The sequence below is a fragment of the Acinetobacter sp. JADD-222 genome (assembly GCF_049310645.1).
Genome location: NZ_JBMOWI010000002.1, coordinates 337,692 through 357,966, shown reverse-complemented (window position 1 = coordinate 357,966; position 20,275 = coordinate 337,692). Strand labels below are relative to the sequence as shown.

Below are 20,275 nucleotides of genomic sequence, written 5' to 3'. Positions count from 1 at the left end.
TTTTTCTATTTATAAGTCGATTGTACAAGTCGATGATGAATATCGTGAGCATCCATTAGACAAATTTAGTTAAGCCTTGAATAATAGCATCAAACCCTTACATTGAACTAAGTAGCTATGTAATACTGATAGAGATAATTTCTCCTGTAATAGCACTTTTTTTTAAAAATTGGAGCCGTACCATGTCTGCGACTATTGTAAATACAACTGATGATAACTTCCAAGCAGATGTTTTAGATGCTGAAACCCCTGTACTTGTTGACTTCTGGGCAGGATGGTGTGCACCTTGTAAAGCGATCGCACCTGTTCTTGAAGACCTATCAAGTGAATATGCTGGTAAAGTAAAAATTGTTAAAGTTGATGTGACTTCTTGCGAAGATACAGCAGTGAAATACAACATCCGTAACATTCCTGCTTTACTACTTTTCAAAAATGGTGAAGTTGTAGCTCAACAAATTGGTGCTGTACCTCGCTCTAAACTTGTTAGCTTTATTGATGAAAACGTTTAAGTCAAAATGCTAAAAAAGAAATACGCTATACTTTTTTATAGCGTATTTTTTTCGCCTATAAATTGACAAATTTGCTAGGCTGGCTTATATTGCATGCTCAAGAGGCACTGAAGGGAATCATCTTCGTCCGGCTTCTTACAAGACACAAACATAAAGATCGCCACTCGGCAACAGAAATTGTTTTTTCACATTTCTCTTCGAAACAATTAATCAGACTTCTGAATTGTTATTGTGTAAATACAATTGCGATAATCTTTTTTGTATGCGAGCGATTTTTCTCCTTTTTAAACCACACTCTACTCTTTCCTAATTCTGACCCTTATGAATTTAACTGAACTCAAGAAAAAACCAATCGGCGAACTAATTAAAATTGCTGAATTTATGGGCCTGGAAGGTATGGCTCGTAACAGAAAGCAAGATATTATTTTTGCCATTTTGAAACGCCATGCGATGAATGGCGAAGAAATTTTTGGTGACGGCGTTCTCGAAATTCTCTCTGATGGTTTTGGTTTTTTGCGTTCTGCCGCAGGTTCGTATTTAGCAGGTCCGGATGATATTTATGTGAGTCCTTCACAGATCCGACGCTTTAACTTGCGTACAGGTGATACCATCACAGGTACTATTCGCCCTCCAAAAGAAGGTGAGCGTTATTTTGCGTTGCTCAAAGTTAACCAGATTAACTATGACACGCCAGAAAATTCTCGAAATAAAATTTTATTTGAAAACTTAACTCCCCTTTTCCCGACCGAACAATTGGTTATGGAATTAGGTAATGGTACGACAGAAGACTTAACTGCTCGTGTCGTTGATTTAGTTGCGCCAATTGGTAAAGGCCAACGTTCTATTATTGTTGCACCGCCGAAAGCGGGTAAAACAATGTTACTTCAAAATATTGCTCAATCGATTGTTAGAAACAATCCAGAAGTATTCTTGATTGTTCTATTAATTGACGAACGTCCAGAAGAAGTAACCGAAATGGAGCGTACTGTTCGCGGTGAAGTTATTGCGTCAACATTTGATGAAGCACCAGCTCGCCATGTACAAGTTGCAGAAATGGTAATTGAAAAAGCTAAACGTCTTGTTGAGCACAAAAAAGATGTTGTGATTCTTCTTGACTCTATTACCCGCCTTGCACGTGCTTACAACACTGTTATTCCGTCATCAGGCAAAGTATTAACTGGTGGTGTAGACGCTCATGCATTAGAGCGCCCTAAGCGTTTCTTCGGTGCAGCACGTAATATCGAAGAAGGTGGCTCACTTACGATCATCTCTACTGCTTTGATTGAAACAGGCAGTAAAATGGATGATGTAATTTATGAAGAATTCAAAGGTACAGGTAACCAAGAGATCACTCTTGATCGCCGTATTGCTGAAAAACGTGTCTTCCCTGCTATGAATATCAAAAAATCTGGCACACGTCGTGAAGAGCGTTTAATGGATGAAGATAAATTACGCAAAGTATGGATCCTCCGTAAGCTACTTCACCCTATGGATGAGTTGGCAGCAATGGAATTCTTACTTGACCGCATGAAAGAAACCAAAACAAATGATGATTTCTTTGATCAAATGAAACGTAAAGCTTCAACTTAAGTAATTAAGCCTTCAAAAAAAGCCACTCTTTTGAGTGGCTTTTTATTTGGTTGACAAGCTTTACACAAAAATACATTTTGCTTATTTTTATGTAAAATTATTTATAAGCTTTTGATAATAAATATTTTTGCATAAAAAAGCTTAGTTTTTTTAGTAGCTTACCTCTACCTTTTCCAATATACACGAGCTGATTAATTGTTTTTTTCTGTTAAAAAACAGTCTGTTTTTCTCTTTTTCATACGTTTTTTTGACAGACGACAGTAGTATTTCAGCATTTGCAGTGATAGCATAGCGGCAGACCAGTTAGACTGCTCCATGCGTTGTTACCTAGCTACGTTTTAGGAATAATAAAAGCAAAACAGTCCAACTTAGGTTTTTTTAATCTCAAATCTTTTTTGTGAGAGTGATGCCATGTTATTCAAAAAATTCGCTGTTGCTGCTGCTGTTGCTGCTACTTTAGCTTTCGTTGGTTGTTCTAAGAAAGAAGAAGCTCCTGCTGCTGCTTCTGAAGCTGTAGCTGCTGCTTCTGAAGCTACTGAAGCTGCTTCTGAAGCTGCTGTAGCTGTTGACGCTGCTGCTTCTGAAACTGCTGCCGCTGCTTCTGACGTTGCTGCTGCTGCTTCTGACGTTGCTGCTGCTTCTGCTGCACACTAATCTATATTCTAGATTAGATAAAAAAGAGGACATTTTGTCCTCTTTTTTTATATCTAAATTTTGATTTTCTAAGATTAAGCGGTCCTATATTGCTGCCCAATAAACTATATAAAGCTATTTAAAATATAAAAAAAGCAGATCAATCGATCTGCTCATTTCCAACGCGTTGTCTAAACTTCTGACCCGCTCTGAAGGTCACTACCCTACGTGCTGAAATTGGAATTTCTTCACCTGTCTTAGGGTTACGTCCTGGACGTTCGCGTTTATCTCTTAACTCGAAATTACCAAAACCAGAAAGCTTAACCTGCTCCCCTGCAATAAGTGCTTGGCTAATCTCGTCAAAGAACAACTCGACCATTTGTTTTGCTTCACGGCGATTTAAGCTGGTTAACTCACTTAAATGATCAGCCATGTCTGCTTTAGTTAATGCTGTCATGAGGCCCTCAATGTCGCTTGATAAGTGTTTTCCAACACTTGGATTATATTGTCCATACCAGATTTAATTTCAGCATCTTCAAGCGTACGTGAAGGATGTTGCCATAATAATGCAAACGCCAATGAGCGCTTACCTTCTTCGACACCCTGCCCCGTATACACATCGAATAACCATGTAGAGTCTAAAAGCTCTCCACCAGTTTTTTCGATTAACTGCTGAATATCTCTAACATTTATATTATCAGAGATTAAAAGCGCAATATCACGTCTAATCGAAGGAAAACGTGATAATTCTGTAAAATTAGATACATAAGATTGCAAAACGGCTGTTTGATTAAGTTCAGCAACCCAAGTTGTGCTTAAATCTAGCTCATTTTCTAAAGATGGATGCAGACGGCCTAAGTAACCAATTGATTGCCCATCAACTAAAATTTCAGCAGACTGCCCTGGATGCAACCATGCACGCTCTGAACGTACATATTCAACTTTGACACGACCAGCAGCTAAAATCTCTTCAATCTCTCCTTTGAAGTCGAAGAAATCCATTGGTTGAGGCTTCACATGCCAAGATTCTGGTTGTTGCGAGCCAACGGCCACTAGAGCTAAAGTTGGAATCTGTTTTAGATCTTCAATACTTTTAGCATCTTGATAATCAAAACGGAGTCCTAATTCAAAGAAACGAACACGACTTTGTTGACGATTGAGATTATATTGTACGCAAGGGATTAAACTTGAAAGTAGAGTACTACGCATTGCAGCCAAATCACTTGAAATTGGATTTGCTAGCATTAACGGATTTACTTGCGGGTTCAATTGCTTTTCAAGTTTTGCATCAGCAAAGCTAAAACTAATTGCTTCTTGATAACCTAAAGTCACGATAGTTTGGCGTAACTCTGCAATTTCAAATCGGTCTTGATATTTAGCTAATTGAACATCCATGCTTGGTAAGCTAATTTGGATATTGTCATAACCATCAATACGTGCCACTTCTTCAATTAAGTCTTGATAAATAGCCATGTCATAGCGATGTGATGGAGGTACTACATTCCACTCACCTTCAGCTTTAACAGTTACTTCACACCCTAGTCGAGTTAAAGCATCTGCAATGAAATCAGCCGTCAATTGATATCCCAACAATTGGTCTACCTGAGCTTGTTTCAGTTCAATTGCTTCACGCTTTGGTAAAATTTCAGTTTTTTCAGCCACAGTAATTGGACCAAATTCACCACCTGCCAACTCTTGAATAAGCTGCGAAGCACGGTTCATGGCAATTAACGGCAACTCAAAATCTACACCACGTTCATAACGCTGTGAAGAATCAGTATGCAAGCCAAAACGACGAGCACGTCCAGCAATAGCAAGTGGCGCGAAGAAAGCACTTTCTAGGAAGATATCGGTAGTATCATCAGTTACGCTTGATGCTAAACCACCCATAATTCCAGCAATTGCCAAAGCTTTCTGGTCATCAGCAATCACCATAATATCTTCTTGTAATTCAACTTCTTGATCATTAAGGAGTTGTAATTTTTCTTGTGGCTGAGCTTGACGCACATGTACAGTCCCTTCGATTTTAGCTAAATCGAAAGCATGCATTGGCTGACCCAGTTCCATAAGGACATAGTTCGTCACATCAACCAAAATACTGTGCGTGCGAATTCCTGAACGAGCTAAAGCCTGCTCCATCCACTCAGGAGTAGCAGCTTTTACATTAACGTTTTTAATTACACGTCCTAAATAGCGTGGAGCACCTTCAGTGCTGATCACTACTTTCTTCTCATCAGCAATTGTCGCTTCAACTGATTTAATATCAGGTTCATTCATTTGCAGTTGGTTAATTACTGCAATCTCACGAGCGATACCACGGATACTGAAACAGTCACCACGGTTTGGTGTAATACTGATATCGATGACGTTATCATCGAGTTTTAAGTATTCACGGATATTTATCCCTACTGGAGCATCAGCAGGTAACTCAAGCAAACCATCGATTTTATCTTCAAGATCAATTTCAGAAGCACCACAAAGCATGCCTTGTGACTCAACTCCACGAAGTTTACCTTTTTTGATTTTGAAATCACCCGGTAATACAGCACCAATCGTTGCAACTGGAGCTTTCATGCCAGCACGAACATTCGGTGCCCCACAAACAATTTGTAAAGGCTCGCCCGAACCAATATTAACTGTCGTTACACGCAAACGATCTGCATCTGGATGCTGCTCAACTGTTAAAACTTCGCCGACCACGACGCCAGTAAATGGCTTAGCAACAGGTGCAAGTTCATCAACTTCAAGACCAAGCATAGTTAACTGATCAGACAATGTCTCACTATCAATTGCCGGGTTAACCCATGTGCGTAGCCAATTTTCGCTAATCTTCATCTTTATAAACCTTTTTTAATCCTGAAAAAATGTTAGGCAAATTGGCGTAAGAAACGCACATCATTTTGATAGAACATACGCAAATCATTAATGCCATAACGCAACATTGCAAAACGCTCTACCCCTAAACCAAAAGCAAAGCCTTTGTATTTATCAGGATCAATACCCGCAGCACGCAATACATTTGGATGTACCATGCCACAGCCTAAAACTTCTAACCAACGTCCACGCTCATCCATGATATCTACTTCTGCACTAGGCTCTGTAAATGGGAAATATGAAGGACGAAAACGTACTTTTAAATCTTTCTCAAAAAATTCATTCAGTAGGTTAATCAATAAACCTTTTAATTCAGCAAAGCTTGTGTTCTCAGCAACATATAAGCCTTCGATCTGGTGGAACATTGGTGAATGCGTTTGATCCGAATCACAACGGTAAACACGGCCAGGGCATACGATACGAATTGGCGGCTCACTCGTCTCCATTGTACGAATCTGTACCCCAGAGGTATGCGTACGTAGCAAGTGAGTAGCATCAAAGTAGAAAGTATCGTGCATAGCACGTGCCGGATGGTGACCAGGAATATTTAATGCTTCGAAATTGTGATAGTCATCTTCAACTTCTGGACCGGTTGCAACTGTAAAACCAGCTTTAGTGAAGAACTGACAAATTCGCTCTTGTACCTGAGTAACAGGATGAACTGTACCAATACGTTGACCACGGCCCGGCAATGTAATATCAATCGTTTCACTTGCTAGCTTTTGTGCAAGTGCTGCCTGTTGTAGTGCCGCTTGACGTTCTGTTAATGCAGTATTAATTGTTTCTCGAACAGCATGAATCGCAGCACCTTGTACTTTGCGTTCTTCAGGGTCCATTTTCCCTAATGCTTTCGATTGTTCTGCAAGCTGGCTTTTTTTCCCTGTAAATTGCACACGCACCTGATCAAGTGCAACAAGGTCTTGAGCTGCTGCAATGGCAGCAAGCGCTTCTGTGGTCAGGGCTTCCAGTGACATATTAACTCTCAAAGCAACAAATTTAAAAAATATAATAAAACACTGCATTCTAACAGTTTTTCATTGAATTGATGAAGTTTATCCATCATGAAAAATGTATTAGGCAACAAAAAGATAAAACGTATAAGATAGTAGTATCGTCAATGAGATCAACTATTATGGCGCTTAATCAGATTTGGAAACAACAACTTACGCTTGTGACATATGGTAATGAATACCTCCGTCAGAATTTAAGCTTTAACCAATGGCGACAACATCATATTTTCGACCATCATAGTTTTCAGTTTCGTGACTTAACTTCTCAACATTTGTTGGCCCAACACTTCCAAGTTTGGCTAGAAGCATTAAAAAAACAAGGTACCTCAAAGCTCAGCTTACATTTATCAAGCCTTCTCAATGAAGAACAAAATCCAAATAGCAATGTCGAGCTCTTACCTTATACTCATTTTATCGTGAGCCATCAAAATGATAAGAAATTTGCTTGGATTTTTGGCCATGAGCTTGCCGAATGGTATAACAATGATAATGAGTTTGAAGCTCCTGCTTCACAAACCTGTGAGCTTCGTTTAGAAACTTTCTGGCGTTTTGAACTCAATGAAAAATTATCAAAAAAAATTGAAGCTGATTTAAAAAATCCGCCATGGCAAGAAATAGCTGATTTTATGGATAGTGAATTATTTCATAGTAAATATGCAGCAGGCTTTGAGGAGCCAGAACTTCAAAATGCTCTTTTTGATGGTACAAATATTAAAAGCTTAGAGCCAAAACTTGCATTAATTCCAGAGAATTATCCCGCAGATTATGCCCATCAACTTTTATCTCGCACTCAAGCATTAGCTGACTACTTAGAACAAAAGAAACGTATTGCAAATGATCCTTTGGGAGAAGAACTAGACCAAGAGCAACTCATCAATTTAAGAAACTTTACACAAAAAACTGATGATTTGTTTGCCAAGCTTATTGTGAAAGTTGCCAACCATTATCAGACAGCTCAGAAGGTGCCTGTAGTTAAAGCATCTCCATTTGAGCAATCAAATGAAAATCCACAGCATCTCAAGTCTCAGCACCATAAAGGCACTGGTTCAGGCGTTATTAAACTGGTTATTCTAACGATTATTATTTGTGCTTTGGCTTATTATTTTGGACTTTAAAGATTAGAGTTCCCATTGATAAAGTAACTCTGTTATTTCGGGACCGAACTCAAGTAGTTCGGTTTCCCCAATTAATTTAGCTCCCATTTTTTCGTAGAAGAAACGACTTGGATTTTTATTAAAAACTTCTAAGCGAATAAAACTGTATCCTTGATTTAAAGCGCATTGGTAGAACTTTTGAAATAACTCACGTCCCATGCCTTGCTTTTGAACTTCTTTTAAAAGATAAAAAGCCATAATTTCAGCAATATTATTTTCTGGGTTTAAATAACCATCGAGAAAGCCTTTCACTGCCCCATTTTCAGTATAGACAAATAACTTATGATCAGGGCTTTTTGCTATTTCTTTCCATAATAACTCCTTATCTAGGATTTTAAGCTCATCTAATATTTCTTGCTTAATTATACCTGTATAGGTTTCTTTCCACCCCTGTACATGTACTTCTGCAATAGATAATGCATCCTTGAGTGATGCTATACGAATATCCATATCATTTAATGATTTCAATTTACTTCCCTCACGTCACTACTTTTAAAGTGAAGCATTGATTGGTCTCACACCAACCTACTCAGTTAAAAGTAGCTCTCGAACATGCATTAAAGCAAAACCCAACAAATTTAGTCCTTGCCATAGAGATGGATCTTGAATATATGGATGGTCCTGCGCCATACCAATTCCCCAAATTTTATCGACTGGAGATGCTTCAACTAAAATACGGTCTTTCGTTGCTAATAAGAATTTCTTCAACTCAGGATGCTGTGAGAATTTGGCAAAATTCGCCTGTACGACAATATCAAACCGTTTTTCTTGCCATATCTGTTCCTCATAATTACGTACTTTGCGACCTAGTTGTTTCGCCTCATTAGGATGTTTAACTTGCAAAATCCGTGCAAAAATTTCTTCATCATTAAATATTTTTGCTTTTTGCGCCATCATATAGTGCTCAGCAGTAAAGTACTCGATACTCTCTACTTCAAATTGCGCAGGAAACCACTGGCTAAAACAACTCTTATCAACAAGATCAGCTTTCTTAGGAGTATGCCCCCAGAAATATAAATATTTGAACTGGTGACCTTGCTGTACTTTTTTAATTAAATCATTAAGAAATTTTTCGTCTTTCATCTTTTATCTCTGATTGTTATCTCTTTTTAAAATAGAACCGCTAAAAATAAAAAAGACCGCTAAAAAGCGGTCTTTCTTTGAATCTCTAAGCTTATGCAGCTAATGCACCTTTAGCTTTTTCAGCTAAAGCAGCAAATGCTACTGCATCATGCATAGCGATGTCAGCTAATACGCGACGGTCGATGATCACTTGAGCTTTTTTCAAGCCATCGATCATACGGCTGTAAGACAAACCGTTTTGACGAGCACCAGCATTGATACGCGCAATCCATAGAGCACGGAATTGACGTTTCTTTTGACGGCGGTCACGGTAAGCGTATTGACCAGCTTTGATTACCGCTTGGAACGCTACGCGGTAAACGCGTGAACGAGCACCATAGTAACCTTTAGCGCGAGCAAGAATTTTTTTGTGACGACGATGAGCCACTACACCACGTTTTACACGAGCCATTTATAATCTCCTTAGATGTATGGGCACATACGACGAACTGAATTCATGTCAGAAACATGAACCATTACACAGCCGCGTAATTGACGGATACGTTTAGCAGATTTTTTGGTCAAAATGTGGCGCTTGAATGCTTGTTTGCGCTTAAAACCGTTTGCAGTCGCTTTGAAGCGTTTAGCTGCACCACGGCGAGTTTTTAACTTAGCCATAGTAACCTCTTTTGGGCACCTGTTCGGCACGATCGCACCATTGCAAAATCGACCTGCAGGTAAGGAAGCGCGTATTTTATAGCAACCTGAGCAAAATTAAAACTATTAGTTACTGTTTTTATGAGTGCAAAGAAAGACTTTTCCAAATTCAACCGTGTCAGCAATATCAATAATAAATAAAGCACCTATGCTTTTTTCCATTTATAATACGATCAAATTATCAACATACGATATTCCTAATGCAGAAACATGATGCATTTGCTGCCTTACGCTACAGAGATTTCTCAATTGTTACAATTAATCAATTTTGCTTAACTTTAGCAATTCTGATTCAAGAAATTATTGTTGCCTACTCACTCTATCAAATCACCAAAGACCCTCTGACTCTAGGTCTAATTGGACTCGCAGAAGCCATTCCTTTTATTGCTCTTTCTCTTTGGGGTGGCTATTTTGCAGATAGATTTAATAAACAGATTATTATGAAGATCTGTTTATTTTTCTCGGTTCCTCTTCCTTTAGTACTGTGGTCACTGTTCCATCTACATGGTTTAGGTTATATCAGCGTAAATTTCCTTTCTTGGGGTATTTATGCTGTTATTTTTGGCTTAGGTACTATACGTGGGTTTTATAATCCCTCTGCAACGTCTTTAAAACCATTTTTGATTCCTCGTGAACTGTATGCAAATGGTGCAACATGGACGACGATCGGTTGGCAAAGTGGTGTAATCATCGGGCCAATGCTTGGTGGTTTCATGCTTGCCTATTTAGGCCGAGAAACAAGCCTATTTAGTGTTGCGGTTTTACTTGGTATTTGTTTTATCTTAATTAACCTATTGCATAAGCGTAGTTTTCCTAAAATTGAAACCGCTAACGTTTTAGAAAGTTTAGGAGATGGTTTCCGTTTTATCTGGAAAACTAAAATTGTTCTTTGGGCAATTTCTCTTGATTTAGCTTCTGTTTTATTTGGTGGAGTCATCGCATTATTACCAATTTTTGCAGAAGATATCTTAAAAGTCGGTCCAGAAGGACTGGGATATTTGCGTGCGGCACCATCTATTGGAGCGCTTGTCACTATGATTGCTTTGACTCGCTTTCCACCAACTCAGCATGCATGGCGTAACATGCTACTTGCTGTTGCAGGATTTGGTGTTTTCACGATTCTTTTCGCATTCTCAAACAACATGTGGTTATCACTATTTGCGTTGGCTATGACAGGCGCTTGTGACAGTATTTCAGTTGTGGTTAGACAAACCATTTTGCAAATTTTTCCACCAGAAAATATGCGTGGTCGCGTTGCTGCTGTAAACGGAATGTTCGTTTCATCAAGTAATGAGCTTGGTGCATTTGAGTCAGGTTTAGCAGCCAAATATTTAGGAACGATTGCAGCAACTATTTTTGGCGGTTGTATGACACTTGCAGTGGTCACCTTTTGTTGGCTAAAAACCAATGACCTATTTAAAGTCGATATTACAAAAAGCTCAGAAGACTAATTAAACCATTTTAATAAAAGCATCTTCGGATGCTTTTATTTTAAATAAAATCTGTAATCACCCAATAAATAAAAATATAGCGTCCTGCTTTAGCAATCAAAACGATAATTAAAAAGCGCCAAAAATTTTCTTTGAATAAACCTGCAACTAAAGTAATTGGGTCACCAATCACAGGGGTCCAACTTAGAAGCAGCGAATAAAACCCATATTTATGATAAAAACGCTGAGCTTGCTCTAAACGCTTTTCAGAAACAGGAAACCACTTTTTGTGTTTAAACTGCTCTATTTTTAAACCAAGCCACCAGTTCACACACGAGCCCAGTACATTTCCGAAAGTAGCGATAGAAATTAGAAGAAAAGCAGAATATTCTTTTTTTAATAATAAGGTGGCGAGTACAGCTTCTGATTGTAACGGTAATAATGTAGCCGCCCCAAACGCGCTCAAAAAAAGTAAAAAGTAACTTAGCATATTAAATTAGACCAAATCACCTTTCACTTTATTCATTACACGACCAATAAAAGTTAGATGACTTTAATTGATAGTGCTTTTTGTACCGCAGGACGTGCCGTCAAGCGAACAATATATTCTTGCACATAAGGATAATCCTCTAGCTGAATACCTTGCCATTCATAGCGCAAAATCCAAGGTAAAATTGCCATATCAGCAATCGAGTATTCACCCGCAACAAACTTCTGGCCAATGAGCTGCTTATTCAGCACACCATATAAGCGCTTAGTCTCATTTACATAGCGGTCTATCGCGTATGGAATTTTTTCTGGTGCAAAGCGGTTAAAATGATGATTCTGCCCTAGCATAGGCCCTAACCCACCCATTTGCCACATGAGCCATTGTTCAACTTCAACTCGCTCTTGCTCATCAGTTGGATAGAATAATCCGGTTTTCCGACCTAAATATTGCAAGATAGCGCCTGATTCAAATATTGAAATTGGCTCACCACGAGGTCCATCTTGGTCAACAATCGCCGGAATTTTATTATTTGGAGAAATTCTCAGAAAGTCTGGTTGAAATTGGTCATTTTCTAAAATATTGATTGGGTAAAGAGTGTAGTCCAGTCCCATTTCTTCTAAGGCAATTGTGATTTTATGTCCATTGGGAGTTCCCCAATAATATAGATCAATCATTCTATTTTCCTATTCATCGTTATCATGACTGCGTCTTGCGTTATAGCATGTTTTAAGAGAGACGATGAGATTTCCAACACTAAAAAATACATAAAATTCAAGAATTGAATTTCTTTTAAAAGATATAGCAATTGTCTTAAATAAAACTGAACAGAGAAAATTAAATCATCTTTTTTTATTATGATAAGGATATAAAAAAGCACTGCTTTTGCAGTGCTTTTTTTGAGTATTACTTTTTCTTTTTAGGTCCAAGTAACATACCCATTTGACGGCCTTCCATTTTAGGTGCTTGTTCCACAACCCCAAACTCAGCAACATCAGCTTCAATTTTTTGTAATTGAGCTAAGCCAAGTTGTTGGTGAGCCATTTCACGACCACGGAAACGTAAAGTGATTTTCACTTTGTTTCCTTCTTCAAGGAATTTCAAAATAGCACGAAGCTTAACTTGATAATCACCAACATCAGTTGCAGGGCGCAGTTTGATTTCCTTCACTTGCACTTGATGCTGTTTTTTCTTCGCATCTTTTTGCTTCTGCTTAAGGTCAAACAAGTGCTTGTTGTAATCCATAATTTTACAAACAGGCGGCTCGGCGTTTGCAACGATCTCAACCAGGTCAAGATCTGCCTCTTCAGCAGCGCGCAGTGCTTCATTTAATGAAACAATTCCTTTTTGCTCACCGTCAGCACCAACGAGGCGTACTTCTTTTGCACGGATCTCGTCGTTAATTGCTGGACGGTTGCTTTTTGCACCTTGTTGTTGGTTACGGTCAGGCTGTTTAATCTTTCTTACTCCACAATATACCGGCCACGTTCGGCGACGGCAGACTTCACTAAGTCAATGAATGCATCTACTGACATAGTACCTAAATTTTTTCCTGAGCGGGTACGCACATTCACTGTACCTTCTTCAACTTCTCGATCACCAAGAACTAATAGGTAAGGAATACGCTCTAGAGTACGCTCACGAATCTTAAATCCGATTTTTTCATTTCTCAAGTCAGAAATAGCACGAAGGCCATTTTCTTTGAGTTTTGCTACGACTTTCTCACAAGCTTCAGCTTGAGAGTCCGTAATATTCATGACACATGCTTGTAACGGCGACAACCAAGGTGGCATGAAACCAGCGTAGTGTTCAATTAGTATACCAATAAAACGCTCAAAACTGCCAAGAATTGCACGATGCAACATCACAGGCTGATCACGATCATTGTCTTCAGTCACATAAGACGCATCTAAGCGTTCTGGCAAGTTGAAGTCACACTGAATAGTACCACACTGCCATACACGTCCGAGACAGTCTTTCAATGAGAATTCAATTTTCGGACCGTAGAACGCGCCTTCACCAGGTTGTAATTCCCATTCGAGACCCGCTGCATCTAGAGCATCTGCTAAAGATTTTTCAGCCATATCCCAAAGTGCATCATCACCCACACGTTTTTCTGGACGTGTAGAAAGTTTCATTTGCACTTCTTCAAAACCAAAATCTTTATAAACTTCTAAAGTCAGCTTAATAAAGTCAGCAACTTCTTGACCGATCTGTTCTTTAGTACAGAAGATGTGCGCGTCATCTTGTGTAAAGCCACGTACACGCATAATGCCGTGTAAAGAACCTGATGGTTCGTTACGATGACAAGAACCAAACTCTGCTAAACGAATCGGTAAATCACGGTAAGACTTCAAACCTTGGTTGAACACTTGCACGTGACATGGGCAGTTCATTGGCTTAACGGCATAGTTACGATTTTCAGAATGAGTCGTAAACATGTTGTCAGCATAGTTCGCCGCATGACCTGATTTTTCCCACAGTGTAAAATCTACAATTTGTGGTGTTTTAATCTCAAGGTAACCGTTGTCTTGCTGAACTTTACGCATGTATTGTTCAAGTACTTGGTAAATAGTCCAGCCATTTGGATGCCAGAACACCATACCCGGTGCTTCTTCTTGCATATGGAACAAGTCTAAAGCTTTACCAATTTTACGATGGTCACGCTTTTCAGCTTCTTCGATACGTTTGATGTATGCAGCGAGCTGTTTTTTGTCTGCCCAAGCTGTACCATAAATACGTTGAAGCTGTTCGTTCTTCGCATCACCACGCCAGTATGCACCAGAGATTTTAGTGAGCTTGAACGATTTTAAGAATTTGGTATTCGGTACGTGTGGACCACGACACATATCCAAATAATCTTGATGGTAGTACAAGCCCATTTGTGTTTCTTCAGGCATGTCTGCAATCAAGCGTAATTTATATTCTTCGCCACGCGCAGTAAATTCAGCAATAACTTCATCACGCGGTGTCATTTTTTTAACGACATCGTAATCTTGATCGATGAGCTTTTTCATACGCTCTTCGATAGCTGCCATATCATCCAAGGTAAAAGGACGTGGCATCCAGATGTCGTAGTAAAAACCTTCTTCAATGACTGGACCAATCACCATCTTGGCTTCCGGGAAAAGCTGTTTAACAGCATGCCCTACAAGGTGTGCACAAGAATGGCGAATAATTTCAAGACCTTCCTCATCTTTTGGAGTGATAATTTGTAAGGTCGAATCTTCGGTAATTAAGTCACATGCATCAACTAAGCGATCATTTACACGGCCAGCAACAGTATTTTTTGCTAGACCAGGCCCAATACTTTGGGCAACTTCCATAACAGATACAGCGTGATCAAAACTCTTTTGATCGCCATTTGGCAATGTGATAATTGGCATAAAAAAATCCTTAAGGAGTGATGCCCTATACGAAGGAGCATTTCACCGCGAGATTATGATCGAGGCGAACCTCAAAATATAAAAACGGTGTAAATCAAAGTTAAAAACCTGAAAGATTTTACACTTGTTCAAGCAATGTGAAAACCTTTGAGTCCATAAAATCATAAATACATTTTGCTTATCGCGTAAACAGCAATAAATGACTTAAAAATATATTGAGATGATTTTTAAACATGTTTAACACAAGTGGTTTAAGATGAAGAAAATAGCATTTCTGCTCATTTTTTGACTGGAGGGTATCGCTCTTTAAGACTAAAGCATAGATGCTTTGATTAATATTAAATCATATGTTCAAAGAATGAATTAAAAATAGAACACGGAGTTGTTTCACATGGTTAGTGCTTATGATGAGTTACCACGCACACCCGCAAACTTTGTTGCGTTATCACCTCTACGCTACCTAGAGCGTGCGGCTTATATTTACCCAGATCAAGCTTCAATTATTCATGGTAAGCGCCAAATTTCATGGAAAGAAACTTACCAACGCTGTTGCCAATTTGCATCTCAGCTCAAGCAACTGGGAATTGAGAAAAATGATACGGTATCCGTTTTATTGCCAAATATTCCAGCCATGATTGAAGCGCATTTTGCAGTTCCTATGGCGGGTGCGGTACTTAATACCCTCAATACACGTTTAGATGCAAAAACAATCGCTTTCATGCTGGAACATGCTGAAAGTAAAGTACTGTTGGTTGACCCTGAATTTGTGAATTTGGCAAGAGAGGCTCTCTCACTTATTCCGAATCAACACATTATTGTAATTGATGTAGCCGATACGGAATACGAAGGTGAAAATCAGTTTTTAGGTTCCTTTGAATATGAAGAATGGATCGCTCAGGGCGACATTAACTTCTCTTGGCATTTACCAGAAGATGAGTGGGATGCGATTAGCTTAAATTACACATCTGGAACTACAGGTAATCCTAAAGGTGTGGTCTATCATCATCGCGGGGCTTATCTTAATGCTGCAAGCAATATCTTGGCTTGTGGAATGAAACCACGTGCTGTGTATTTATGGACACTACCCCTCTTTCATTGTAATGGCTGGTGTTTTGCGTGGAGCATAGCAGCAAGTGGTGGAACCAATATTTGTTTACGCAAAGTCGATCCAGAATTAGTCATGCAATTGATTGCAGCCCATAAAGTTGATTATTTCTGTGGTGCACCTATTGTTCTTTCAATGATTCTTAACTTACCTAAAGAAAAACAAGCGAACTTTGATCACCATGTTGAAGTCATGGTTGCTGGGGCAGCTCCCCCTGTTGCCATTATTGAAGGGATGCGAAACATGGGGATTAACGTAAACCATGTATATGGCTTAACAGAAACTTATGGACCTTCTGCTCTATGCGCTTCTCAATCTGGATGGAATGAGCTATCAATTGCTGAACAAGCCCAACTTCATTCCCGTCAAGGTGTACCCTACCCGTTGCAAGACAGCATGCGTGTGTTAGATCCCGAGACTATGGAACCTGTGCCTAATGATGGTCAAACCATGGGAGAAATCATGTTCCGTGGTAATATTGTCATGAAAGGCTATTTAAAGAACCCTAAAGCGACTCAAGAAGCCTTTGCTGGCGGATGGTTTCACACAGGCGACCTAGCCGTTTGTCACCCAGATGGTTATGCAAAAATTACTGATCGCTCGAAGGACATCATTATTTCCGGTGGAGAAAATATTTCATCTTTAGAAGTAGAGGATGTTTTATATAAACATCCTGCTGTATTAACCGCTGCGGTAGTCGCCAAACCCGATGCACGTTGGCAAGAAGTACCATGCGCATTTATTGAGCTAAAGATGGGTGCTACAGCAACACCTGAAGAAATTATTGCACACTGCCAAAAAGAATTAGCGCGCTTTAAAGTGCCTAAAGATGTGGTTATTACAGAAATTCCGAAAACATCGACAGGTAAATTACAGAAATTTATCTTGCGTGAATGGGCAAGAGAACGGGCTGAAAATGTATAAATAAAAAAAGCGACGCCTTGAGCGTCGCTTTTTTATAGAAGAGCATTTAGCCTTGATCAGACAATAGGGCAATTTGCTGTACATAGTTTACAAATTTACCTTTTGATACCTCAAGCTCTGCTTCACTCACTTGCTGACTCTTATCACGGTTGATTCTCAACACATGCTGACGCAAGGTGTGACGTTCCGAAGCATTATAAATTTTACTAAATTCATTAATTGCAGGGTCGCCTTGTTCGATCATACGATCAACCCAACGCATCAATTGAGCCTGCTTTTTTGCGCCTTGCTGCGGAGTTAGATAAGACAAAATAACGGTCTCATCTTCATTACGCAATAATTTACCAATACGTTGAAACTGACGACGACGAGCTTCAAAAGAACTAATGTTCTGTACTTCCATTAACGCATCAATTAAACGTTCATCAACTGGGAGTTTTTGAATCTGTTTAACAGAAAGTTGTGCTAATTGCTCACCTAAAGCAGCCATACGTTGAACTGCTTTTTTCTGCTCTGTCTTACTTGCACGTCCTTCTAAAGAGCCAAAATCTTCTTCAGTATAACGTTGGGGACGACGTGCCACGATTAATCTGCCTCATAAAATTTTGCGGCGAATAACGCCTGTACTTCATTTAATGCCTGCTCTTCGTCGGTACCATCAATGACCAATCGTAAAGTGGTCCCTTTACCTGCACCTAACATCAGCAAAGACATAATATTTTTTGCATCTACTAAATGATCGCCTTTTCCAATTTGGATCGACGAACGAAATTTTGTAGTGACCTCTATCAGTTTTCCTGATGCACGAGCATGTAAACCGAGTTTATTAATTACATCAACAGTTGTGTCTATCATGACCAGTGCTTCATTTCTCTGTGTAAGACCTGAACAGACCATTCTGCCTCAAGTGCTTGTTTTAGTCTATCTACGATATAAACGGAACGATGTTGACCACCCGTACAACCAATAGAAATCGTCATATAGTGACGATGTCCTTCAGCAAATGCTGGAAGCCATTTTTTTAAGAAGTGAAGGATATCATCAAACATTTCGTTTGCTTGCGGACTTGCTTCTAAAAATAGTCTTACTGGCTCATCCAAACCAGAAAAACGTCTCAATTCTAAATCCCAATGCGGATTTGGTAAATGCCGTACATCAAAAACATAATCAGCATCTAAAGGAATGCCATGTTTATATCCAAATGACTGCAATATCACGATAAGCTTATCTGACTGCCCCAATTTAGACAGTAAAATATGCTTTAAATCATGAACACTTTTATCCGTTGTATCAATATGAACCGTAGCACGGAACTGAATTGGGAGCAGCAATTGCTTTTCTTCATGAATACATTGCAACAGACTTTTAAAACGATTGGCCAATGGATGCGGACGACGTGATGCACTAAAACGTGCGATCAAATCCTGATCTTGCGTAGTCAGATAAATCACATCAACTGTGCCATGTTTTTGTAGTTGCTCAAAAACATGATCGAACTCTTGCATATCTGCACGAGTGCTTCGAACATCCACACCTAATGCCAACTGCTCTAGATTATTTTCATGATCTAGCTTTGCCACAATTTCGGGCAGCAATGCCAAAGGCAAATTATCAATACAGTAATAGCCCAAATCTTCTAACACTTGGAGAGCCGAAGATTTTCCTGAACCAGACTGTCCTGTCACGATAAGTATACGCTTCATGGCATGGCTGTCCTTTGATCTGTTTATTGGGGTGTAAAGGCAACTTCTAAATTATCAATCAAACGAGTTGCACCCAATTTTGCCGCGATGAACAACACAATATCACGATCAAACTGAGTAGCAGGTAACAGATTTGACTGACGAGCTTCGACATAATCCACAACAAACCCATTATCTGTCAACTGAGTTTTGATATCTTCTAAAACTTGTTGTAGATCTTTGCCTTGATGTAACTGCTGCTCAGCTTGCTTTAAACTTTGATAAATAACCGGAGCGACCTGACGTTGCTCTGGACTTAAATAACCATTTCTTGAACTAAGAGCTAAGCCATCTGCTGCACGAACAATTGGCACACCAATTACTTCTAGCGGGATATTTAAATCTTGTACAAACTGGCGAATCACTGCTAACTGTTGGTAATCTTTTTGACCAAAGAAAGCATAGTTAGGTTGCACAATATTAAAGAGTTTGGTGACCACCAAAGCTACGCCATCAAAATGCCCAGGACGTGAACTACCACATAAAGCATCAGTAATTTGGCTAACACTTATATTGGTTAAACGCGGCTGAGTACCGTACATTTGCTCAACTGATGGTGCAAAAATAATGTCACAACCAACATCGGCTAATAGACGACTATCTTGTTCTAAAGTACGAGGATAGTTGTCAAAATCTTCACCCGGTCCAAATTGAGTTGGATTTACGAAGATACTAACAACCACAACATCACATAACTTTTTCGCTTCACGAACAAGTGTGAGATGTCCTTCATGTAGATTTCCCATTGTTGGGACAAAACCAATAATTTTACGCGCAGCTCTAGCAGGATTTAAAGAAGCTGCAAGACCTTGTATGGTGGTTTCTGTTTTCATGAATTACAGCTCAACGTGGAAAGTATGTTCTTTGGCTGGAAATGACTGGTCCTGCACAGCAGCATGAAAAGCTTTAAAAGCATCTAGGATCGCAGTTTCGCCAGATTGTTCTTTCATAAAGTTACGGACAAAACGCGCAACTCGACCAAAAGTTAAACCCAACATATCCTGTACTACAAGTACCTGACCATCAGTCGCATTACCCGCACCAATACCAATCACAGGTGTATTTGGAAATAGTTCAGCAATTTCTTGTCCCAACTGAGCAGGAACACATTCAAGCAATAGAACTGCCGCACCTGCTTCAACCACTGCCGTACAGTCAGCAATAAGTTGATCAGCTGCTTCACGTGTTTTAGCTTGTAATTTGTAACCACCAAATACGTGTACAGATTGAGGAGTTAAACCTAAATGTACACATACAGGTACACCATTACGAGTTAACACTTGTACAGTTTCACTTAGCCAAGCGCCGCCTTCAATTTTGATCATCTGGGCACCAGCTTGCATAACTGTTCTTGCATTTTGCAAAGCATCATTTAAGGTGGCATAACTCATAAATGGTAAGTCAGTCATAATCAAAGCATGCTGGTTACCGCGACGCACCGCCGCCGTATGATAAGCCATGTCCTCAACAGTTACAGGTAAAGTTGAGTCACGACCTTGAATTGCCATTCCAAGAGAATCACCAATTAAGATTGTATCAATTTCAGCAAGTTCCATTGCTTTTGCCATACTCGCATCGTAACAAGTTAGACAAGAGAACTTACGTCCTTCGGCTTTAAATTTTCTTAAGTCACTTAGACTAATCATGATGGT

The 20,275-nt window shown here is 39.3% G+C and carries 23 protein-coding genes and 1 pseudogene; 6 read left to right on the top strand and 18 right to left on the bottom strand.

Annotated elements, in window-relative coordinates; translation table 11 throughout:
* Nucleotides 1-182 precede the first annotated feature (182 nt).
* Both trxA and rho read left to right on the top strand, forming a co-directional pair.
* On the top strand, nt 183-509 hold the full coding sequence (gene trxA / locus ACO6UW_RS03670; RefSeq protein WP_002054512.1) for a thioredoxin: 327 nt from the start codon (nt 183-185) through the stop codon (nt 507-509).
* A gap of 321 nt (nt 510-830) precedes the next feature.
* Nucleotides 831-2,099: a transcription termination factor Rho gene (gene rho / locus ACO6UW_RS03665; protein WP_002117304.1), complete on the top strand. Its 1,269-nt coding sequence runs from the start codon at nt 831-833 to the stop codon at nt 2,097-2,099.
* A gap of 191 nt (nt 2,100-2,290) precedes the next feature.
* On the opposite strand, the gene ACO6UW_RS03660 is transcribed toward rho, so the two are convergent.
* Nucleotides 2,291-2,416 carry a hypothetical protein gene (locus ACO6UW_RS03660; RefSeq protein ID WP_002117184.1) on the bottom strand — a complete coding sequence of 42 codons (126 nt, stop codon included), beginning with the start codon at nt 2,414-2,416 and terminating at the stop codon, nt 2,291-2,293.
* Between the two features lie 94 nt (nt 2,417-2,510).
* Between ACO6UW_RS03660 and ACO6UW_RS03655 the strand changes: the two genes are divergently transcribed.
* Nucleotides 2,511-2,753, top strand: a complete 243-nt coding sequence (locus ACO6UW_RS03655; protein ID WP_002117215.1) for a hypothetical protein — start codon at nt 2,511-2,513, stop codon at nt 2,751-2,753.
* Nucleotides 2,754-2,892: 139 nt separating this feature from the next.
* On the opposite strand, the gene ACO6UW_RS03650 is transcribed toward ACO6UW_RS03655, so the two are convergent.
* From ACO6UW_RS03650 to pheS, 3 genes are read right to left on the bottom strand one after another with little or no spacing between them, the layout of a single operon-like run.
* A complete protein-coding gene (locus tag ACO6UW_RS03650) occupies nt 2,893-3,189 on the bottom strand; it encodes an integration host factor subunit alpha (protein ID WP_000126166.1) in 297 nt (98 codons plus the stop codon).
* Nucleotides 3,186-5,567: a phenylalanine--tRNA ligase subunit beta gene (gene pheT / locus ACO6UW_RS03645; protein ID WP_032007093.1), complete on the bottom strand. Its 2,382-nt coding sequence runs from the start codon at nt 5,565-5,567 to the stop codon at nt 3,186-3,188. Before pheT ends, ACO6UW_RS03650 begins: the two co-directional genes overlap by 4 nt.
* 32 nt (nt 5,568-5,599) lie before the next feature.
* A complete protein-coding gene (gene pheS / locus ACO6UW_RS03640) occupies nt 5,600-6,580 on the bottom strand; it encodes a phenylalanine--tRNA ligase subunit alpha (RefSeq protein ID WP_002117277.1) in 981 nt (326 codons plus the stop codon).
* A gap of 158 nt (nt 6,581-6,738) precedes the next feature.
* Between pheS and ACO6UW_RS03635 the strand changes: the two genes are divergently transcribed.
* Nucleotides 6,739-7,731 (top strand): hypothetical protein, encoded by a 993-nt coding sequence (locus ACO6UW_RS03635; RefSeq protein WP_348891889.1) that lies wholly within the window; start codon nt 6,739-6,741, stop codon nt 7,729-7,731.
* A gap of 3 nt (nt 7,732-7,734) precedes the next feature.
* On the opposite strand, the gene ACO6UW_RS03630 is transcribed toward ACO6UW_RS03635, so the two are convergent.
* The 5 genes and pseudogenes from ACO6UW_RS03630 to ACO6UW_RS03610 form a co-directional block, all read right to left on the bottom strand.
* Nucleotides 7,735-8,238 carry a GNAT family N-acetyltransferase gene (locus ACO6UW_RS03630; protein ID WP_032007092.1) on the bottom strand — a complete coding sequence of 168 codons (504 nt, stop codon included), beginning with the start codon at nt 8,236-8,238 and terminating at the stop codon, nt 7,735-7,737.
* A gap of 57 nt (nt 8,239-8,295) precedes the next feature.
* Nucleotides 8,296-8,853, bottom strand: coding sequence for an NADAR family protein (locus ACO6UW_RS03625; protein WP_017482379.1), 558 nt, complete (start codon nt 8,851-8,853; stop codon nt 8,296-8,298).
* 91 nt (nt 8,854-8,944) lie between these two features.
* Nucleotides 8,945-9,304: a 50S ribosomal protein L20 gene (gene rplT / locus ACO6UW_RS03620; protein WP_000124858.1), complete on the bottom strand. Its 360-nt coding sequence runs from the start codon at nt 9,302-9,304 to the stop codon at nt 8,945-8,947.
* An 11-nt stretch (nt 9,305-9,315) separates the two neighbouring features.
* The gene (gene rpmI, locus ACO6UW_RS03615; protein ID WP_002054552.1) at nt 9,316-9,510 is read right to left on the bottom strand and encodes a 50S ribosomal protein L35; all 195 of its coding nucleotides are present in this window, start codon (nt 9,508-9,510) and stop codon (nt 9,316-9,318) included.
* Nucleotides 9,498-9,711: pseudogene (locus ACO6UW_RS03610) on the bottom strand (hypothetical protein). Before ACO6UW_RS03610 ends, rpmI begins: the two are co-directional and overlap by 13 nt.
* A 38-nt stretch (nt 9,712-9,749) precedes the next feature.
* On the opposite strand from ACO6UW_RS03610, the gene nreB reads away from it, so the two are divergent.
* Entirely contained in the window at nt 9,750-11,000 is a 1,251-nt protein-coding gene (gene nreB / locus ACO6UW_RS03605) for a nickel resistance MFS transporter NreB (RefSeq protein ID WP_153567541.1), read from the top strand.
* Between the two features lie 40 nt (nt 11,001-11,040).
* Here nreB and ACO6UW_RS03600 read toward each other — a convergent pair whose 3' ends face one another.
* From ACO6UW_RS03600 to thrS, 4 genes are all read right to left on the bottom strand, one after another.
* On the bottom strand, nt 11,041-11,469 hold the full coding sequence (locus ACO6UW_RS03600) for a YqaA family protein (protein WP_057077543.1): 429 nt from the start codon (nt 11,467-11,469) through the stop codon (nt 11,041-11,043).
* Between the two features lie 53 nt (nt 11,470-11,522).
* Nucleotides 11,523-12,143, bottom strand: a complete 621-nt coding sequence (locus tag ACO6UW_RS03595; protein ID WP_002117212.1) for a glutathione S-transferase N-terminal domain-containing protein — start codon at nt 12,141-12,143, stop codon at nt 11,523-11,525.
* A gap of 229 nt (nt 12,144-12,372) precedes the next feature.
* A complete protein-coding gene (gene infC, locus ACO6UW_RS03590) occupies nt 12,373-12,924 on the bottom strand; it encodes a translation initiation factor IF-3 (RefSeq protein WP_075383312.1) in 552 nt (183 codons plus the stop codon).
* A gap of 5 nt (nt 12,925-12,929) precedes the next feature.
* Nucleotides 12,930-14,852, bottom strand: a complete 1,923-nt coding sequence (gene thrS, locus ACO6UW_RS03585; protein ID WP_002117224.1) for a threonine--tRNA ligase — start codon at nt 14,850-14,852, stop codon at nt 12,930-12,932.
* A gap of 391 nt (nt 14,853-15,243) precedes the next feature.
* Here thrS and ACO6UW_RS03580 point away from each other — a divergent pair, with 391 nt between their 5' ends.
* The gene (locus ACO6UW_RS03580) at nt 15,244-16,881 is read left to right on the top strand and encodes an acyl-CoA synthetase (protein ID WP_057077544.1); all 1,638 of its coding nucleotides are present in this window, start codon (nt 15,244-15,246) and stop codon (nt 16,879-16,881) included.
* Between the two features lie 46 nt (nt 16,882-16,927).
* On the opposite strand, the gene yjgA is transcribed toward ACO6UW_RS03580, so the two are convergent.
* From yjgA to panB, 5 genes are read right to left on the bottom strand one after another with little or no spacing between them, the layout of a single operon-like run.
* Nucleotides 16,928-17,464, bottom strand: a complete 537-nt coding sequence (gene yjgA, locus ACO6UW_RS03575; RefSeq protein ID WP_032035266.1) for a ribosome biogenesis factor YjgA — start codon at nt 17,462-17,464, stop codon at nt 16,928-16,930.
* Between the two features lie 2 nt (nt 17,465-17,466).
* Nucleotides 17,467-17,736, bottom strand: a complete 270-nt coding sequence (locus tag ACO6UW_RS03570) for an HPr family phosphocarrier protein (RefSeq protein WP_000567533.1) — start codon at nt 17,734-17,736, stop codon at nt 17,467-17,469.
* Nucleotides 17,733-18,584, bottom strand: a complete 852-nt coding sequence (gene rapZ / locus ACO6UW_RS03565) for an RNase adapter RapZ (protein WP_002117179.1) — start codon at nt 18,582-18,584, stop codon at nt 17,733-17,735. The genes ACO6UW_RS03570 and rapZ overlap by 4 nt, the downstream gene beginning before the upstream one ends.
* A gap of 23 nt (nt 18,585-18,607) precedes the next feature.
* The gene (gene panC / locus ACO6UW_RS03560; RefSeq protein ID WP_002117191.1) at nt 18,608-19,456 is read right to left on the bottom strand and encodes a pantoate--beta-alanine ligase; all 849 of its coding nucleotides are present in this window, start codon (nt 19,454-19,456) and stop codon (nt 18,608-18,610) included.
* A gap of 3 nt (nt 19,457-19,459) precedes the next feature.
* Nucleotides 19,460-20,269, bottom strand: a complete 810-nt coding sequence (gene panB / locus ACO6UW_RS03555) for a 3-methyl-2-oxobutanoate hydroxymethyltransferase (RefSeq protein ID WP_002117298.1) — start codon at nt 20,267-20,269, stop codon at nt 19,460-19,462.
* Between the last annotated feature and the right edge of the window lie 6 nt (nt 20,270-20,275).

What these genes read in the sequence shown, in the direction of transcription:
- ACO6UW_RS03650 (WP_000126166.1), bottom strand. Translation starts at nt 3,189, where the DNA reads ATGACAGCATTAACTAAAGCAGACATGGCTGATCATTTAAGTGAGTTA.
- ACO6UW_RS03655 (WP_002117215.1), top strand. Translation starts at nt 2,511, where the DNA reads ATGTTATTCAAAAAATTCGCTGTTGCTGCTGCTGTTGCTGCTACTTTA.
- panC (WP_002117191.1), bottom strand. Translation starts at nt 19,456, where the DNA reads ATGAAAACAGAAACCACCATACAAGGTCTTGCAGCTTCTTTAAATCCT.
- trxA (WP_002054512.1), top strand. Translation starts at nt 183, where the DNA reads ATGTCTGCGACTATTGTAAATACAACTGATGATAACTTCCAAGCAGAT.
- rapZ (WP_002117179.1), bottom strand. Translation starts at nt 18,584, where the DNA reads ATGAAGCGTATACTTATCGTGACAGGACAGTCTGGTTCAGGAAAATCT.
- ACO6UW_RS03595 (WP_002117212.1), bottom strand. Translation starts at nt 12,143, where the DNA reads ATGATTGATCTATATTATTGGGGAACTCCCAATGGACATAAAATCACA.
- ACO6UW_RS03625 (WP_017482379.1), bottom strand. Translation starts at nt 8,853, where the DNA reads ATGAAAGACGAAAAATTTCTTAATGATTTAATTAAAAAAGTACAGCAA.
- rplT (WP_000124858.1), bottom strand. Translation starts at nt 9,304, where the DNA reads ATGGCTCGTGTAAAACGTGGTGTAGTGGCTCATCGTCGTCACAAAAAA.
- nreB (WP_153567541.1), top strand. Translation starts at nt 9,750, where the DNA reads ATGCAGAAACATGATGCATTTGCTGCCTTACGCTACAGAGATTTCTCA.
- pheT (WP_032007093.1), bottom strand. Translation starts at nt 5,567, where the DNA reads ATGAAGATTAGCGAAAATTGGCTACGCACATGGGTTAACCCGGCAATT.
- panB (WP_002117298.1), bottom strand. Translation starts at nt 20,269, where the DNA reads ATGATTAGTCTAAGTGACTTAAGAAAATTTAAAGCCGAAGGACGTAAG.
- ACO6UW_RS03580 (WP_057077544.1), top strand. Translation starts at nt 15,244, where the DNA reads ATGGTTAGTGCTTATGATGAGTTACCACGCACACCCGCAAACTTTGTT.
- ACO6UW_RS03600 (WP_057077543.1), bottom strand. Translation starts at nt 11,469, where the DNA reads ATGCTAAGTTACTTTTTACTTTTTTTGAGCGCGTTTGGGGCGGCTACA.
- thrS (WP_002117224.1), bottom strand. Translation starts at nt 14,852, where the DNA reads ATGCCAATTATCACATTGCCAAATGGCGATCAAAAGAGTTTTGATCAC.
- ACO6UW_RS03660 (WP_002117184.1), bottom strand. Translation starts at nt 2,416, where the DNA reads ATGGAGCAGTCTAACTGGTCTGCCGCTATGCTATCACTGCAAATGCTG.
- ACO6UW_RS03635 (WP_348891889.1), top strand. Translation starts at nt 6,739, where the DNA reads ATGGCGCTTAATCAGATTTGGAAACAACAACTTACGCTTGTGACATAT.
- rho (WP_002117304.1), top strand. Translation starts at nt 831, where the DNA reads ATGAATTTAACTGAACTCAAGAAAAAACCAATCGGCGAACTAATTAAA.
- pheS (WP_002117277.1), bottom strand. Translation starts at nt 6,580, where the DNA reads ATGTCACTGGAAGCCCTGACCACAGAAGCGCTTGCTGCCATTGCAGCA.
- rpmI (WP_002054552.1), bottom strand. Translation starts at nt 9,510, where the DNA reads ATGGCTAAGTTAAAAACTCGCCGTGGTGCAGCTAAACGCTTCAAAGCG.
- ACO6UW_RS03570 (WP_000567533.1), bottom strand. Translation starts at nt 17,736, where the DNA reads ATGATAGACACAACTGTTGATGTAATTAATAAACTCGGTTTACATGCT.